The 15,818-nt window shown below is 58.7% G+C and carries 12 protein-coding genes; 9 read left to right on the forward strand and 3 right to left on the reverse strand.

What is annotated here, in order from left to right:
• Positions 1–35: 35 nt before the first annotated feature.
• From ABEH87_RS07625 to ABEH87_RS07655, 7 genes are all read left to right on the forward strand, one after another.
• On the forward strand, positions 36–1,607 hold the full coding sequence (locus tag ABEH87_RS07625) for an ABC transporter substrate-binding protein (protein ID WP_346575386.1): 1,572 nt from the start codon (positions 36–38) through the stop codon (positions 1,605–1,607).
• Between the two features lie 15 nt (positions 1,608–1,622).
• Complete coding sequence (locus tag ABEH87_RS07630; protein WP_346575387.1) at positions 1,623–2,570, forward strand: ABC transporter permease; 948 nt, start codon at positions 1,623–1,625, stop codon at positions 2,568–2,570.
• The gene (locus ABEH87_RS07635; RefSeq protein WP_346575389.1) at positions 2,567–4,336 is read left to right on the forward strand and encodes a dipeptide/oligopeptide/nickel ABC transporter permease/ATP-binding protein; all 1,770 of its coding nucleotides are present in this window, start codon (positions 2,567–2,569) and stop codon (positions 4,334–4,336) included. Before ABEH87_RS07630 ends, ABEH87_RS07635 begins: the two co-directional genes overlap by 4 nt.
• Entirely contained in the window at positions 4,333–5,148 is an 816-nt protein-coding gene (locus ABEH87_RS07640; RefSeq protein WP_346575391.1) for an ATP-binding cassette domain-containing protein, read from the forward strand. The genes ABEH87_RS07635 and ABEH87_RS07640 overlap by 4 nt, the downstream gene beginning before the upstream one ends.
• A 13-nt stretch (positions 5,149–5,161) precedes the next feature.
• Positions 5,162–5,929 (forward strand): FCD domain-containing protein, encoded by a 768-nt coding sequence (locus ABEH87_RS07645; RefSeq protein WP_346575393.1) that lies wholly within the window; start codon positions 5,162–5,164, stop codon positions 5,927–5,929.
• Between the two features lie 67 nt (positions 5,930–5,996).
• Positions 5,997–7,814 carry a glycoside hydrolase family 15 protein gene (locus ABEH87_RS07650; RefSeq protein ID WP_346575395.1) on the forward strand — a complete coding sequence of 606 codons (1,818 nt, stop codon included), beginning with the start codon at positions 5,997–5,999 and terminating at the stop codon, positions 7,812–7,814.
• A gap of 181 nt (positions 7,815–7,995) precedes the next feature.
• Positions 7,996–9,153: a L,D-transpeptidase family protein gene (locus tag ABEH87_RS07655; RefSeq protein WP_346575397.1), complete on the forward strand. Its 1,158-nt coding sequence runs from the start codon at positions 7,996–7,998 to the stop codon at positions 9,151–9,153.
• Positions 9,154–9,513: 360 nt separating this feature from the next.
• Here the strand turns inward: ABEH87_RS07655 and ABEH87_RS07660 are convergent, their stop codons facing one another.
• Positions 9,514–10,542 (reverse strand): transporter, encoded by a 1,029-nt coding sequence (locus ABEH87_RS07660; protein WP_346575399.1) that lies wholly within the window; start codon positions 10,540–10,542, stop codon positions 9,514–9,516.
• 197 nt (positions 10,543–10,739) lie between these two features.
• On the opposite strand from ABEH87_RS07660, the gene ABEH87_RS07665 reads away from it, so the two are divergent.
• Together ABEH87_RS07665 and ppk2 are read left to right on the forward strand one after the other, a co-directional pair.
• Positions 10,740–12,341 (forward strand): inorganic phosphate transporter, encoded by a 1,602-nt coding sequence (locus ABEH87_RS07665; RefSeq protein WP_346575400.1) that lies wholly within the window; start codon positions 10,740–10,742, stop codon positions 12,339–12,341.
• A gap of 14 nt (positions 12,342–12,355) precedes the next feature.
• Positions 12,356–13,273 (forward strand): polyphosphate kinase 2, encoded by a 918-nt coding sequence (ppk2, locus tag ABEH87_RS07670; RefSeq protein ID WP_346575402.1) that lies wholly within the window; start codon positions 12,356–12,358, stop codon positions 13,271–13,273.
• A 73-nt stretch (positions 13,274–13,346) separates the two neighbouring features.
• Here ppk2 and dusC read toward each other — a convergent pair whose 3' ends face one another.
• A complete protein-coding gene (gene dusC, locus ABEH87_RS07675) occupies positions 13,347–14,315 on the reverse strand; it encodes a tRNA dihydrouridine(16) synthase DusC (RefSeq protein ID WP_346575404.1) in 969 nt (322 codons plus the stop codon).
• 56 nt (positions 14,316–14,371) lie between these two features.
• Entirely contained in the window at positions 14,372–15,814 is a 1,443-nt protein-coding gene (gene rhlE / locus ABEH87_RS07680; RefSeq protein WP_346575406.1) for an ATP-dependent RNA helicase RhlE, read from the reverse strand.
• Between the last annotated feature and the right edge of the window lie 4 nt (positions 15,815–15,818).

A 15,818-nucleotide genomic window follows, 5' to 3' on the forward strand; every position in this document is an offset into this window, starting at 1 on the left:
TGCTGCGGTGACCACTCTGCTTAACGAGGACCACCATGTTCAAATCGCTACGCACCGGGTTGCACTGTCTTTCCGTTTGCCTCGGCCTGCTGGCCCTGGCACCACAGGCCTGGGCAGAATCGCCCCCCGGCGTCCTGGTAGTAGGCCAGGTCGCCGAACCCCAGTCGCTTGACCCACAGGTGGCCACCGCCGCAAACGATTCGCGTATTCTGGTCAATATTTACGATGGCCTGGTGCGCAATGCCCCCGGCTCACTGTCCGTTGAACCGGCACTCGCCAGCCGCTGGGAAATCAGCCCGGACGGCCTGCGCTACACGTTCCACCTACGTGCAGGCGTGACCTTCCACGACGGTACGCCGTTTAACGCGGAGGCGGTGAAATTCACTTTCGAACGGATGCTCAACAAGCAGCATCCTTACTATCACACCGGCCCGTTCCCGCTGAGTTTCTTCTTCTCCTCAATAGACACCATCACCACGCCAGACGCGCAGACGGTGGTGTTTACCCTGAAACAGCCCTTTGCCCCGCTGCTCTCCAATCTCGCCACGCCTGCCGGGCTGATTGTGTCTCCGGCTGCGGTGAAGAAATATGACAAAGACGTGGGTCGTCACCCGGTCGGCACCGGAGCCTTCCGCTTTGGCGAATGGCAGGCGAATCAGCGCGTGGTGCTGACGGCGAATAAAACCTACTGGGACGGTGCGCCGAAGCTGGAAGCCGTGGTGTTCCGCCCGATTACCGACGGCAACACCCGCACCGCAGAGATGCTGTCCGGCGGGATTGACGCGATGGTGGAAGTGCCGCCGGACACGGTGAAAACCTTTGCTGATAATCCGCAGTTCCGCATGCATCAGGCGGTCGGCCCTCACGTCTGGTTCCTGCTGCTGAACAACAAAGAGAAACCGTTTAACGATAAACGCGTGCGTCAGGCGGTGAACTACGCCGTTAACAAACAGGCGCTGGTCGACAACGTGTTACAGGGATCGGCACAGGTAGCCGATGGCCCGATCCCGTCGGCGTTTGCGTGGGCCGCGAATAAAGACGTCAGCCCGTACCCTTACGATCCGGCGAAAGCGCGTGCGCTGCTGAAGGAAGCGGGAGCCGAGGGTGCCACGCTGAATTTCTACGTCACCGAGGGCGGATCGGGCATGCTGGATCCGATCCCGATGGCGACCGCCATCCAGGCCGATCTGAAAGCCGTCGGGCTGAACGTCACCATCCAGACCTGGGAGTGGAATACCTATCTGGCAAAAGTGAACGCCGGACTGACGCCGCAAACCCAGATGGCCGAAATGGCATGGATGACCAATGATCCGGACACGCTGCCGTTCCTGACCCTGAGACGTGATGCCTGGCCGGATAAAGGCGGCTTTAACTCCGGTTATTACAGTAACCCGCAGGTCGATAAACTGCTGGATGAAGCCCGCAGCACCAGCGATCGGGAAAAACGTGGCGCACTGTATCGCCAGGTCCAGGCCATCGTTCACGATGACGCACCGTGGCTGTTTGTCGCCAACTGGAAGCAAAATGCCGTGACCACCCAACAGGTGCAGAACTTTGCCCTGCAACCTAACTTCAACCTGATCCTGCATCAGGTCAGTAAACCCTGAGGGAGGCCGCGCGCTATGTGGAACTATCTATTGCGGCGACTGATCGGGGTGATCCCGGTGATTGTCGGTCTGTCGCTGATTGTCTTTCTGTTGATGGCGATGATCCCCGGCAACCCGGCACAGGCGCTGCTCGGTGCCTATGCCACCCCGGAAAATGTGGCGCGCGTCAGCGCCGAGCTGGGGCTGGATAAACCGCTGTGGCAGCAATATTTTCATTGGGTGAATAACCTTCTGCACGGTGATTTTGGCCGTTCCTACGTGCTGAACCGTCCGGTGATTGATGAGGTGCTGGAGCGCCTGAGCGCCACCCTGCTGCTGGGCGGCTGCGCCCTGCTGCTCAGCGTGATCTTCGGCCTGCTGGCCGGGGTCACCTCGGCGGTACGCCAGTTTGGCTGGGGCGACAGGCTGATCACCCTGCTGGTACTAATCGGCATTTCTCTGCCCTCGTTCCTGATCGGCCTGCTGATGATTATGCTGTTTGCCGTCAGCCTGCGCTGGTTTCCGGCCTCCGGGATGTTTGCTATCTACGGCGGCGGCGATGCGCTGGACCTGCTGCACCACCTGACGCTGCCCGCCATCACGCTGGCGATTGTCGCTACCGGAGTGATCGCCCGTCTGACGCGCACCGCGATGCTGGAGGTGCTGCGCCAGGACTATATTCGTACCGCCCGCGCCAAAGGCGTCAGCGAGCGTCGGGTGATCTGGCGTCATGCGTTTCGCGTCGCGCTGGTCTCCGTCATCCCCGCCATCGGCATTCAGGCAGGATTTGTGCTTGGCGGGGCGGTCTATATTGAGACCGTCTTCCAGTGGCCGGGGCTGGGTGCGATGCTGGTAAAAGCTGTCTCCACCCGCGACCTGCTGCTGGTACAGGGTGGCGTACTGGTGGCCGCGATTGCCTACGTGCTGATTAATCTGCTGACCGACATCGTTCAGGCCTGTCTCGACCCGAGGGTAAAATCATGACTGTATCGACCTCGCTCCCCACGCGCCGCTCCGGCTGGTCGCTGCTCCTCAATAACCGCCTGGCGGCGCTGGGTCTGGGACTGCTGATCGTCATCCTGGCGGCTGCCATCATTGCACCGCTGCTGCCGCTGCCGGATCCCGACGCCACTGACCTGCTCCAGCGGCTGGCACCACCGCTGACGCCGGGCCACCTGCTGGGGACCGATGCCCTGGGCCGCGATATGCTGTCACGCCTGCTGTGGGGCACGCGGGTTTCCGTCGCCGTGGGCCTGAGCGCCACTCTGCTGGCCGCCGTCTGCGGCACGTTGATTGGTTTGATCGCCGGTTACGCCGCCGGACGTACCGACAGCATCCTGATGCGTCTGATCGATATGATCATGGCCTTCCCCTACATTTTACTGGCGCTGGCGATTGTAGCGGTACTGGGGCCGGGGCTGCTGAATGCGCTGTATGCCATCGCGCTGGTCAATATTCCGTTCTTTGCCCGTAACGTGCGCGGCCTGACCCTGGGCCTGCGCGATCGCGAGTTTATTCAGGCGGCGCAGCTTTCCGGCAAAAATCATACCCGGATCCTGTTAACAGAAGTGCTGCCCAACGTGCTGCCGCTGATCGTGGTCACGCTGTCCACCACCATCGGCTGGATGATCCTGGAAACCGCCGGGCTGTCATTCCTCGGCCTCGGGACACAGCCACCGGATGCTGATTTAGGATCGATGCTGGGCCAGGGGCGTAACCAGCTGTTTATTGCGCCCCATGTGGCGCTGGTGCCGGGCGTGATGATCTTCCTGCTGGTGATCGGCTTTAACCTGCTGGGGGACGGCGTGCGTGACCTGCTGGACCCGCGCCTGAAGTCCGGTGCCCTGCTGCGCTCACAGGCAATGACGACCGTCGAACGCACGCAAACCCCGGCGCGCGCACATCCTGATGCGCTGCTGGAAGTGGTCGATCTACAGGTGGCATTCAGCCGTGGACAGCATCGTGTGCCAACGGTGAAGGGGGTCAGCTTCCATCTGCATGCCGGAGAGTGCCTGGGGCTGATTGGTGAAAGTGGTTCCGGAAAAAGCGTCACGGCGTTGTCAATTATGGGCCTGGTTGCCTCACCGCCCGGCGTGATTACCGGCGGCAGTATCTGGCTGAATAATGAAGAGCTGCTGTCACTCTCCCCTGCGGCGATACAGCAGCGGCGCGGCGTGCGCGTGGCCTATATTTTTCAGGACCCGCTGACGTCGCTGCACCCGCAGATGCGTATTGGCCAGCAGCTGGTAGAGGCGATTCAGTGCCACCAGCCGCTGAGTGCCGCTGCCGCGCGCGCGAAAGCCATTACCCTGCTGGAAGATACCGGCATTCAGCAGGCGGCTGAACGCTTCGATGCCTGGCCGCACCAGCTGTCAGGGGGACAGCGTCAGCGCGTAGGTATCGCTATCGCACTGGCCAACGATCCGCAGGTGATTGTCGCCGATGAACCCACCACGGCGCTGGATGTCACGGTGCAGGCGCGCATCCTCGCGCTGCTGAATGAGCTGCGCCACAAACGCGGGCTGGCGCTGCTGTTTATTACCCATGATTTTGCCGTCGTCAGTGAGATGTGTGACCGGGTGGCCGTGATGCGCCACGGAGAGATCGTTGAGAGTGGCAGCACCGTTAGCGTGTTACAGGACCCGCAGCACGACTACACCCGGCGGCTGATTGCCAGCGTGCCGCAGCGCGGACAGGGCCGGGCTTTCCTGCAACAGATCCGTGAACTCCATGCGCGGGAGACAGTATGAAAAAAGTGATTGAAGTACAGAACCTGAAAAAAACCTATCACGGTCAGGGCGGCTGGTGGCAGCGCAGCGCCGCCGTTGAGGCGGTGAAAGGTATCAGCCTCAATCTCTGGCAGGGGGAAACCCTGGCCATCGTCGGGGAGAGCGGCAGCGGGAAAAGTACCCTCGCCCGCATGCTGGTCGGGCTGGAAACGCCCACCAGCGGCAGCCTGAAAATTCAGGGTGAAGAGGTCAGCGTCCTGTCACAGCGTGGCGCGCAGGCGTTGGGTAAAACCATCCAGTATGTGTTTCAGGACCCGGTTGCGTCGCTGAACCCGCGAAAAACTATTCAGCAGACCCTCAGCGTCCCCCTTCAGCGGCTGTGCGGCTACCGCGCCAGCGAATGTCTGCCGCGGCTGCAACAGCTGCTGGAAGCGGTGAATATGCCGGCGGATGCCCTGCACTGCTATCCGCATGAGTTTTCCGGTGGCCAGGCGCAACGCCTGGCGATTGCCAGGGCTCTGGCGGCCGAGGCGCAGATTCTGGTACTGGATGAACCCGTTAGTGCGCTGGACGTCTCGGTGCAGGCCCAGGTTCTGCTGCTGCTGGAGGATCTCCGGCTGCAGTTCGACCTCTCCTATCTGTTTATCAGTCACGATCTGGCAGTGGTGGAATCGATTGCCGACCGCGTGGCGGTGATGAATTCTGGTACTATCGTCGAGTGTGCCGCCACGCAGAAGCTGTTCAGTGCTCCGGAGCATGAATACAGCCGCCAGCTGCTGTTAAGCCGCCCGGCCTGGCAGACCACACCGCCACTCGCCCAGCCCACATTCTGATACACAGGTGACTATGTCCACAGCACCCACACCGCCAGACACGGTAAAGCGCAAGCGAACCGATACCATTATTGATGCCATCAAGCAGAGTATTGTTGATGACAGCCTGCTCCCCGGCGATCGCCTGCCGCAGGAGAAAGATCTGATGATCCGTTTCTCCGCGGGAAAAAGCACGGTCCGTGAAGCGCTGAAAGCCCTGGAAGCTCAGGGACTGATCCGCACGCGAACCGGCCCCGGCGGCGGCGCATTTATTGACAGTATGCCGGAGCCGCGCGCTATGAGCCTGCTGTCGAACTATCTGTTTACCCGCGAGCTGAGTATTGGCCATATCTATGCCCTGCGTAAAACGCTGGAGCCGCAGGTCGCCGTCAGCGCCATCGGTCAGATTGACGAAGCGGGTTTTCAGCATCTGCACCAGCTGATCCGCATCTATGACCATCCGCCCGCCAGTGAGCAGGAGCGCTGGGATCAGCGCATGGCCGAGCTTGATTTTCACAGCGTGGTTGCCAGCTATTCCACCAACCCGCTGCTGGCTTTTTTCTGCCGTTTTCTGCAGCGCCTGCTGAAAGATCTGGCGGTGTGCAAGGACATTTATCAGCAGCCGCAGCCGGTGGATCGCCGTCAGGGTATTGAATATCAGTACCAGCTGATTGACGCCTTACGCCGTGAGGATGCCGTCGCCGTGGAGCGTATTATGCGTGACCATATGCAGCATGCCGAACAGGCGATGCTGACATTGCAGGCGACGCTGGAAGAACGTTTTTTACACGATGACAGTTAGCACGTCACGGGTTCACAAGCGCGTTGCTTACCGCTCCGTCTGTCAAAACAGCGGCTATAGTTAAATCATGAATATGATAAAACGACCTATTGAAGACCACGGTGTCATTGGCGACCTGCGCACCTGTGCCCTGATCGCCCGTGACGGTTCCCTCGACTATTTTTGCTGGCCTGACCTCGACAGCCCTTCCGTCTTCAGCGCGCTGCTCGACAGTGACGAAGCCGGACTGTTCAGCCTGAGCCCTGACTGGCCGGAGGCGCGTCGGATGCAGATCTATCTGCCCGATACCGCCATTCTGCAGACTCGCTGGCTGGACGATCTCGGTGTGGTGGAGGTCACCGACTACATGCCGGTGTGTCAGCGCGAAGATCGCCAGCCGCGCATCATTCGGCGCATTAAGGTCATTCACGGTACTGCCACGATTAACCTGCGCTGCGCCCCGGTACATGATTATGCCCGCGCCGACACCCGCGCGACTCAACAGTCCGGTGCGGTTACCTTCCACGCCGAAGGTCAGCCCACGCTGCGCCTGACGGGTGATGTCGATTTCACGATGGATAATGCCGCCGCCGTGGCCCGTTTCACCCTGGAGGCCGGAGAGTCCCGCGAGTTTATTTTCGGGGCCGATGAGGACCCGCATCTCGACGAGGAGAGCGGAAATTCGCTGAGCTGTTTTCAGGCAACGCTGGATTACTGGCGAAAGTGGAGCGCACATAGCAGCTATCGGGGACGCTGGCGCGAAATGGTGAACCGTTCAGCGATCACCCTCAAGCTGCTGACCTCGTGGCAGCATGGTTCAATTGCCGCTGCGGCCACCTTTGGTTTGCCGGAGGAGCTGGGAGGCGAACGCAACTGGGACTACCGCGCCTCGTGGATCCGCGATGCCTCCTTCAGCATGTATGCGCTGATGCGTCTCGGCTATGTGGAAGAGGCCAAACACTTCACCCACTGGGTGGGTCGCTGCGTGGAAAACAGCCACAGCGACGTCGAGAAATTACAGATAATGTACCGCATTGACGGCGGCACGGAGCTGCATGAAAGCGAACTGCTGAATCTGTCCGGCTATGCCGGTTCCCGCCCGGTGCGCATCGGCAATGATGCCTGGCACCAGACGCAGCTGGATATTTATGGCGAACTGATGGATGCCATTTACCTGGCGAATAAATACGGTGAAGCGATCTCTCAGCGCGGCTGGAACCACGTCAGCCGGATGATTGACTACGTTGCGGAGAACTGGAACCAGACCGATGCCGGGATCTGGGAGATGCGCGGAGATCCGCAGCATTTTCTGCATTCCCGCCTGATGTGCTGGGTGGCGATGGATCGCGCCCTGCGCCTGGGAGAAAAGCGATCGCTGTCGATGCCTGCTGAACGCTGGCTCAAGGCCCGCGACGCCATCCGCGCCGATATCTGGGAAAACTTCTGGCATCCGAACGGTCATTTCGTCGCCACCCGTCACGGCGAGTTCGTCGATGCCTCGATGCTGCTGATGCCGCTGGTGCGCTTTGTCGGTGCCACCGACCCGGACTGGCTGGCGACGCTGGATGTGATCAAAGAAAAGCTGGTCAGCGACGGGATGGTACGGCGCTACAACGTCGCGGAAACACCGGCTGACGGTCTGCAGGGCGAAGAAGGTGCCTTTGCTGCCTGCTCGTTCTGGTATGTCGAGTGTCTGGCGCGTGCAGGGCGGCTGGACGAGGCTCACTTTGAGTTTGAGAAGCTGCTGAAGTATGCCAACCACCTCGGCCTGTATGCGGAAGAGTTCGACAGTCGCGGACATGCGCTGGGCAACACGCCCCAGGCGTTGACGCATCTGGCATTAATCAGCGCCGCCTTCTTCCTCGACCGGAAACTGAGCGGGGAAGATCCACTCTGGCAACCCTGAAAACGGTACTTTTCAGGAAGATAAGAGTGTTCCTACCGGCAATTTATCGTAAAGATAGTTCAACAAGGAAAATCCTGGTTTCTTCTGAGGCCGTTATGCACATATAATGTGCAGCCGGTCACAGTTGGCCAGTATTGGGTCGTTTATCAACAGTCTACATGGCGCTACACCTGAAATTACTATGAAAAAGAACATCCGTGCGTTCGTCACCCTGATTCTGGCTGTTGCGGCTTTTAGCCAATCCGCCTTCGCTGTGGTTTATCCGCTTCCGGCCGCTAACAGCCGCCTGATCGGTGAAAATCTTGAAATTACCATTCCGGAAGACAGTAAACTTCCGCTGGAGGCTTTTGCTGCTCAGTACCAGATGGGTCTGAGCAACGTGATGGAAGCTAACCCAGGCGTTGATGTTTACCTGCCGAAAGCGGGCAGCAAGCTGATTATTCCTCAGCAGCTGCTGCTGCCTGACGCACCGCGTGAAGGCATCGTGATCAACAGTGCTGAAATGCGTCTGTATTACTATCCGAAAGGCAGCAAAACCGTCGTGGTTCTGCCTATCGGCATCGGTGAGCTGGGCAGAGATACGCCGATAAACTGGACGACGACCGTTCAGCGTAAGAAAGACGGCCCGACCTGGACCCCAACCAAGAAGATGCATGAAGAGTATGCCGCGCGCGGTGAATCTATGCCTGCCGTCTTCCCGGCTGGCCCGGATAACCCGATGGGCCTTTATGCACTGTATATCGGCCGCCTGTATGCGATTCACGGTACCAATGCCAACTTCGGCATCGGCCTGCGCGTCAGTCACGGCTGTGTGCGTCTGCGTGCGGATGATATCAAATGGCTGTTCGACAACGTCCCGGTGGGAACTCGCGTACAGTTTATCGACCAGCCGGTAAAAGCCTCGGTTGAGCCGGACGGTTCCCGCTATGTGGAAGTGCATAACCCACTCTCGCAGACCGAAGAGCAGTTTGCCTCCCGTGAGCCTGTGCCGTTGAGACTGACTGCCGCCGTGAACAAAGTGGTTGCAGACGCCAGCGTCAGCAGCACCAGCATGGAACAGGCGCTGAAAGCGCGTTCTGGTATGCCGGTAAAAGTGAACGGCGCAGACAGCGAACCTTCCGCTCCGGTTGTGATGCCTGACCAGGCTCCTGCTGAAGCACCTGCAGCCCCGGCCACGACGCCAGAAGGTGATGCTCCTGCTCCTGCTGCTCCTGCTGCTCCTGCCGCCCCTGCCGCTCCAGCCAGCAGCGAAACGGCAGCACCCGCTGCCGAAACCTCAGCGCAGAACATGCCCGCGCTGACTCAGCCAGGCCCGATCTATAACACGCCGAAATCCTGATTTCGCACGCGTGATGCATTGACCCCTGCACTTTCCCGTGCAGGGGTTTTTTATTGCCTGCTGGCAGTCAAAAAAAACAGCACAACTCACTACAAAAAACAGAATAAGCCTAATTATTAAGGGTTATATCAACCCTTCACTAGCTTTAAAAGCTGGATTTTACCGGAATAAACAGCATTAAATGATTCAAACAAGCAGGCTGATCGCGCTAATTTAATCCGCGTGTTAGCAATTGCTTGTTAACGCCCTCGACAACAATAGGTTTTGGAGAATATTTATTGTTCTCACTGCTATATTACTGGTTGTATTGCCACCGACCAGTATTCCACCCGGGAAAGGCGTTAACCCTTTCCCTGTTTTTTACCCCTTATCCCGCCGACGCAGCACCAGCCAGGCTGCAGCACAGGTAAAAATCGTTACCAACATCACCAGCAGAAAAAAACCGTGAGGATTATTGGCCAGCGGCACACCGCCGACGTTCATGCCAAAGAATCCCGCCACCAGGTTGATCGGCAGGGCCAGTACGGTGATTAACGTCAGGGTAAATAAGGTACGGTTGCTCTGTTCCAGCTGCTGCGCGGCAATCTCTTCCTGTAACAGGCGAATACGCTCTGTCAGTCCATTCAGGTCGTTCAGCACCACGGTAAACTCTTCGGTAAACTGGCGCAGATCCTGAACCACATTCAGATCAAGCCAGCCAGGTGGGCGGTTAATCAGACGAAACAGTGCGGCCGGTTCTGGTGCCAGCAAACGCTGAAACCGCAGCAGTGTCCGGCGCAGCCTCCCCAGTTCACTGCGGTTGCTTTTGATATGCTGCCCCAGCAGACGCTCCTCTATCTGGTCAACATACTGATTGGACTGACGCACAATCAGCGCCAGCACATCCTCCTGTTCGGCCAGCAGCTGAGCCAGCAGTTCAGTGGAGGACGCTAACCCGAGCGAGTCCAGTTTGCCAATGAGCCGCTCCACCAGGCGCAGAGGCTTAAAACGGGCGCTGACCACCAGACCGTCGCGACACCAGATCCACAGCGTGGCATTCTCATCACTGGTTTCACGCGCGTCAAACGTCACATCATTCAGTACCGCCATCAGCGCATCATTCTGGCGTTCAATGCGGGTACTGTGCGAGCCGTGCAGAATCTCTTCGAAGAAATCTTCATCAACATCGAAATGGGTTTTCAGCCAGCGCGTCGCAGCAGCATGGTTAAGGTTAACGTGCAGCCAGAGAAACCCCCCCTCTTTTGCCCCCCCTTCCCAGGCCTCACAGGATTGCTGCACCGTCAGGCTTTGCGGCGTCTGCCCTGCCGTAAAACGGTAGCCATAAATCAGCCCGGAGACATCATCACTAAAATCAGGTTTTTGCCGCAGTAACGGCAGATGTTGCGTCATTGTTTTACCCGCGTCGGAGCCGTTGTAGCAATGCATTCATCCTGCCGCAAGCTGATGACAGTTTTGTTACACGTGGCGCTGTAGGGGCAAATATCCGGCGCCGGCGTCATTGTTCTGTCACACAACCTGCGTATTACCGAGAGTGGTTACCACCTGTCCGATTTCTGCAGCGATGCAGCTGATGCCAGCGAGGTTATATGAGTGACAATACCGCTATACAACAGGGCAAGCCCGCCAGCCCCGTTTACCCGAAAAACAGTCGCCGTTCAGTGATGATCTTTCTGTTGCTGTTGATCCTCGGCATCGCCTTTGCCGGGGTGAATTTATTCAATGACGTCAGCGATTCAGGTGCGACGTTCACCAGCTATGTGCCCTTTTTATTACTGGGACTGGCGTTGCTGATCGCCCTGGGATTTGAGTTTGTTAATGGCTTTCACGACACGGCTAACGCTGTCGCCACGGTTATTTACACCCACTCAATGCCGCCTACGCTGGCGGTGGTGTGGTCCGGCTTTTTCAACTTCCTCGGTGTGCTGCTCTCCAGCGGCGTGGTCGCTTTTGGCATTATTTCTCTGCTGCCGGTCGAGCTGATTTTACAGGCCGGTACCGGCGGCGGTTTCGCCATGGTCTATGCCCTGCTGTTCTCCGCAATAATCTGGAATCTCGGAACCTGGTGGCTCGGGCTGCCCGCCTCGTCGTCCCATACGCTTATCGGTTCGATTATTGGCGTCGGTGTGGCAAACGCGCTGATCCACGGTCGTACCGGCACCAGCGGCGTGGACTGGGAACAGGCGCTGAAAATTGGCTATGCGCTGGTGCTGTCACCGATTGTAGGTTTTGTCTGTGCCGCGCTACTGCTGCTGCTGATGAAAAAAGTGTTAAAAAACCGCGAGCTGTACACCGCTCCTGAAGGCAATCAGCCGCCGCCTGGCTGGATCCGCGGGCTGCTGATCCTCACCTGTACTGGCGTATCCTTTGCACACGGCTCAAACGACGGTCAGAAAGGCATGGGATTAATTATGCTGATCCTGGTCGGAACCATGCCGATCGCTTACGCCCTCAACCGCTCGATCCCGCCAGACCATATTCCTCAGGTAGCCGCACTGGCGACCGTTACGCAACAGGAACTGCGCGCGCTGACCCCGGACCAGGCTTCCAGCATCTCGCCACGCGAAGTCCTGACCGACTATGTGCGCACCGGCACGCTTGTTCCGGCCGTATTACCTGCTCTGGCGGATTTGACCGGGCGTATCGGTCAACAGATCCGTCAGTACGGCGCGGTGGATAAAATTCCCGCACAGGCAGTCTCCAACACCCGAAACGATATGTACCTGGCTTCTGAAGCTATTAAACATCTTAAAAGCGATGAAAAGGTGCAGATCCCGGAGCAGACCCGGCACAACCTGGAGGCCTTCAAAGGTGAGCTGGATAATGCCACCCGCTACATTCCGTGGTGGGTGAAAGTGGTGGTGGCGATTGCACTCGGGCTTGGCACCATGGTCGGCTGGCGGCGTATTGTCACCACCGTGGGTGAAAAAATTGGCAAGACTCACCTGACCTATGCCCAGGGTGCCAGTGCTGAACTGGTAGCGATGACCACCATTGGCGCGGCCGATATCTTCGGGCTGCCGGTCTCGACCACTCACGTGCTCTCCTCCGGCGTAGCGGGCACCATGGCGGCTAACCGCTCCGGCCTGCAGATGTCAACGCTGCGCAATCTGATGATGGCCTGGGTGCTGACCCTGCCGGTCTCCATTTTACTTTCGGCCAGTCTTTACTGGCTGTTTACTCACTTCTAACCGGGAGATGATTTATGGCAATGCAAGGTAATGATCTGTCATCTGAAACTTTCCACCACCGCCTGTTACAGGAGTTCTACGACAGCTACGACGAAGAGCTGGAGATGGAGCTGGACGATCTGCGTTTCGGTAACGACAGTAAAATGGAAGAGGGGGAGAAAGCCTGGCGTAAACACTATTTTCGCGAGCTGCTGCGCCTGCAGGGAGAGCTGGTGAAAATGCAGGACTGGGTGATGCGCACCGGTCACCGCATGGTGATCATTTTTGAAGGGCGCGATGCCGCCGGTAAAGGCGGGGTGATCAAAAGGATTACCCAGCGCCTGAACCCGCGTACCTGTCGCGTGGCCGCCCTGCCCGCCCCTAACGATCGCGAGCGAACCCAGTGGTACTTTCAGCGCTACATCGCCCACCTGCCTGCGGCGGGTGAAATGGTGTTGTTTGACCGCAGCTGGTACAACCGGGCAGGCGTGGAGCGCGTGATGGGTTTCTGTAACGATCAGGAAGTAGAAGAGTTTTTCCGCAGCGTGCCGGAGTTCGAAAAAATGCTGACCCGCAGCGGCATCCAGATCGTGAAATACTGGTTCTCGATTACCGATGAAGAGCAGGAGCTGCGTTTCCTGAGCCGCATCCACGACCCGCTGAAGCAGTGGAAACTCAGCCCGATGGACCTTGAAAGCCGCCGCCGCTGGGAAGACTACACCGAGGCGAAAGAGATTATGCTGGCACGTACCCATATTGACGAAGCGCCATGGTGGGTAGTGCAGGGGGTGGATAAGAAGAAAGCCCGCCTGAACTGCATCAGCCATTTACTACGTCAGGTGCCGTATGAGGACAGCGCGCTGAAACCAATTACGCTGCCGACGCGCGAACGCAGTGAGGACTATCACCGCACTCCGGTGCCGGACACTATGATTGTGCCGGAAGTGTATTAACCGCCTGAGGGGCCAGCAGTATTGGTGCCGCGATGGAGTTGATAAGGGTTATGTCGCACAGTAGGGCTGAAGGTCAGCCCCTGCAGGAAAACGGTGAAGGGGTCAGGCATGCCTGCCCCTCTATCACTGTTGCGATATCGGCCGAGGTCTGCTGCCTGCGCACCTGCATAAACAGTTCACTCGCTTCGCTGTATTCTTTGCGCAGATATCCCAGCCACTGCTTAATACGCGCCATGTGGTACAGGCCAGTGTCGCCCTGCTTCTCCAGCCGCACGTATTTTTGCAACAGCTGTACCACCTGCGGCCACGGCATTCGCGCTTCGTTGTATTTGATCACCCGGCTGAGATTCGGCACGTTCAGCGCACCACGCCCGATCATCACTGCATCACAACCTGTTACTGCCATGCAGTCCTGCGCGCTCTGCCAGTCCCAGATCTCACCGTTGGCGATCACCGGAATCGACAGCCGCTGGCGAATTTCACCAATCGCCGCCCAGTTAATCGCCTCAGCGCGGTAGCCGTCCTCTTTGGTGCGGCCGTGAACCGCCAGCTCAGTCGCCCCCGCCTGCTGCACCGCATCGGCAATTTCAAACTGACGGGCACCTGAATCCCAGCCGAGGCGAATTTTCACCGTGACGGGAAGATGGTCAGGCACCGCAGCACGCATCGCTTTCGCCCCCTGATAAATCAGCTCAGGATCTTTTAACAGCGTGGCGCCGCCGCCGCTGCCGTTCACCGTTTTCGACGGACAGCCGCAGTTAAGATCCACGCCCCAGGAGCCAAGCTCCACCGCACGGGCGGCATTTTCTGCCAGCCACTGTGGATACTGCCCCAGTAGCTGAATGCGTACGCGGGTGCCTGATGGCGTTCGGCTGTCATGATCGAGTTCGGGGCTGAGGCGCTGGAAGCATTTCACCGGCAGCAGTGCATCCACTACCCGCAGAAATTCGGTAATACAGAGATCGTAGTCGTTGACGTCGGTCAGCAGTTCACGCACCAGCGAATCGAGAACACCTTCCATCGGGGCAAGTAATACGCGCATGGACAACCTGTGGAGAGTGATAAAACAGGGGGAAGCGGGCGCTTCCCCCTGGTTAATTAGCCGTTGTTACTTGGGGTAGAACGGCGCGGACGGGTTTTGTTGACGCGAGGTGCGCCAGCGTTACCGCCTTCAGGACGGGCACCGCGCGCGGCACCGGTGCTGCTGCCGTTGGCATTCCCCTGGCGACGCTCGCCACCGTTTCCGCCACCGCCGTTACCGCTGCGGTTGCCGCTGGCGCTGCGATCGCCACTGCTGCTACGCTGGCCCTGACCCTGGCCGCCACGACCGCGTCCACCGCCGCCACCGGCTCCGCCACGCTGCTGCTGGCGACCGTTGACGATCGGTTCTGCTTTGATGCTTGGGTCTGGCTCATAGCCTTCGATCGCCATGCGCGGAATTTCACGTTTCAGCACGCGCTCGATATCACGCAGCAGCTTCAGCTCATCGACACACACCAGCGACAGCGCTTCACCCACTGCCGCCGCACGACCGGTACGACCGATACGGTGTACGTAGTCTTCCGGCACGTTTGGCAGCTCGTAGTTCACCACGTGTGGCAGCTCTTCGATGTCGATGCCACGGGCAGCGATATCGGTCGCCACCAGCACGCGGATTTTGCCTTCTTTAAAGTCGCTCAGTGCACGAGTACGTGCGCCCTGGCTCTTGTTACCGTGGATCGCTGCGGCAGTGATGCCGTCTTTGTTCAGCTGCTCGGCCAGATGGTTAGCCCCGTGCTTGGTACGGGTAAACACCAGCACCTGCTGCCAGTTATCACGACCAATCAGGAACGATAACAGCTCGCGCTTGCGCTTTTTATCGACCATGTGCACATGCTGCGTCACCTGCTCGGAAGCCGTGTTGCGGCGGGCCACGGAAACCTGCTCCGGGTTGTGCAGCAGTTTTTCCGCCAGCGTTTTGATCTCATCAGAGAACGTGGCCGAGAACAGCAGGTTCTGACGCTTAGCAGGCAGTTTTGCCAGCACGCGACGGATATCGTGAATGAAGCCCATATCCAGCATGCGGTCCGCTTCGTCCAGTACCAGGATCTCAACCTGAGACAGGTCAAGAGCGTTCTGGTGCTCCAGATCCAGCAGGCGACCAGGCGTCGCGACCAGCACATCAACACCGCCGCGCAGTTTCATCATCTGCGGGTTGATGCTGACGCCGCCGAAGACCACCAGCGAACGCATATCGAGATATTTGCTGTATTCCTGCACGTTTTCACCCACCTGAGCCGCCAGTTCGCGGGTCGGGGTTAAAATCAGTGCGCGCACCGGGCGACGGCCTTTCGGGTGCGGGTTGTTGCTGCTTAACAGCTGCAACAGTGGCAGGGTGAACCCTGCGGTTTTACCGGTACCGGTCTGGGCGCTGGCCATCAGGTCGCGGCCCGCAAGCACTACCGGGATAGCCTGGCGCTGAATAGGCGTCGGCTCGTTGTAGCCCTGTTCTGCAACAGCGCGCAAAATATCGGCATTAAGGCCGAGAGAATCAAATGACATAAAG

This window comes from Erwinia sp. Eh17-17, from assembly GCF_039675725.1.
Taxonomy (GTDB): domain Bacteria; phylum Pseudomonadota; class Gammaproteobacteria; order Enterobacterales; family Enterobacteriaceae; genus Erwinia.

Bases quoted from the DNA above. Each gene is read 5' to 3' on its own strand.
- ABEH87_RS07625 (WP_346575386.1), top strand. From the start codon at position 36: ATGTTCAAATCGCTACGCACCGGGTTGCACTGTCTTTCCGTTTGCCTC.
- ABEH87_RS07630 (WP_346575387.1), top strand. From the start codon at position 1,623: ATGTGGAACTATCTATTGCGGCGACTGATCGGGGTGATCCCGGTGATT.
- ABEH87_RS07635 (WP_346575389.1), top strand. From the start codon at position 2,567: ATGACTGTATCGACCTCGCTCCCCACGCGCCGCTCCGGCTGGTCGCTG.
- ABEH87_RS07640 (WP_346575391.1), top strand. From the start codon at position 4,333: ATGAAAAAAGTGATTGAAGTACAGAACCTGAAAAAAACCTATCACGGT.
- ABEH87_RS07645 (WP_346575393.1), top strand. From the start codon at position 5,162: ATGTCCACAGCACCCACACCGCCAGACACGGTAAAGCGCAAGCGAACC.
- ABEH87_RS07650 (WP_346575395.1), top strand. From the start codon at position 5,997: ATGAATATGATAAAACGACCTATTGAAGACCACGGTGTCATTGGCGAC.
- ABEH87_RS07655 (WP_346575397.1), top strand. From the start codon at position 7,996: ATGAAAAAGAACATCCGTGCGTTCGTCACCCTGATTCTGGCTGTTGCG.
- ABEH87_RS07660 (WP_346575399.1), bottom strand. From the start codon at position 10,542: ATGACGCAACATCTGCCGTTACTGCGGCAAAAACCTGATTTTAGTGAT.
- ABEH87_RS07665 (WP_346575400.1), top strand. From the start codon at position 10,740: ATGAGTGACAATACCGCTATACAACAGGGCAAGCCCGCCAGCCCCGTT.
- ppk2 (WP_346575402.1), top strand. From the start codon at position 12,356: ATGGCAATGCAAGGTAATGATCTGTCATCTGAAACTTTCCACCACCGC.
- dusC (WP_346575404.1), bottom strand. From the start codon at position 14,315: ATGCGCGTATTACTTGCCCCGATGGAAGGTGTTCTCGATTCGCTGGTG.
- rhlE (WP_346575406.1), bottom strand. From the start codon at position 15,814: ATGTCATTTGATTCTCTCGGCCTTAATGCCGATATTTTGCGCGCTGTT.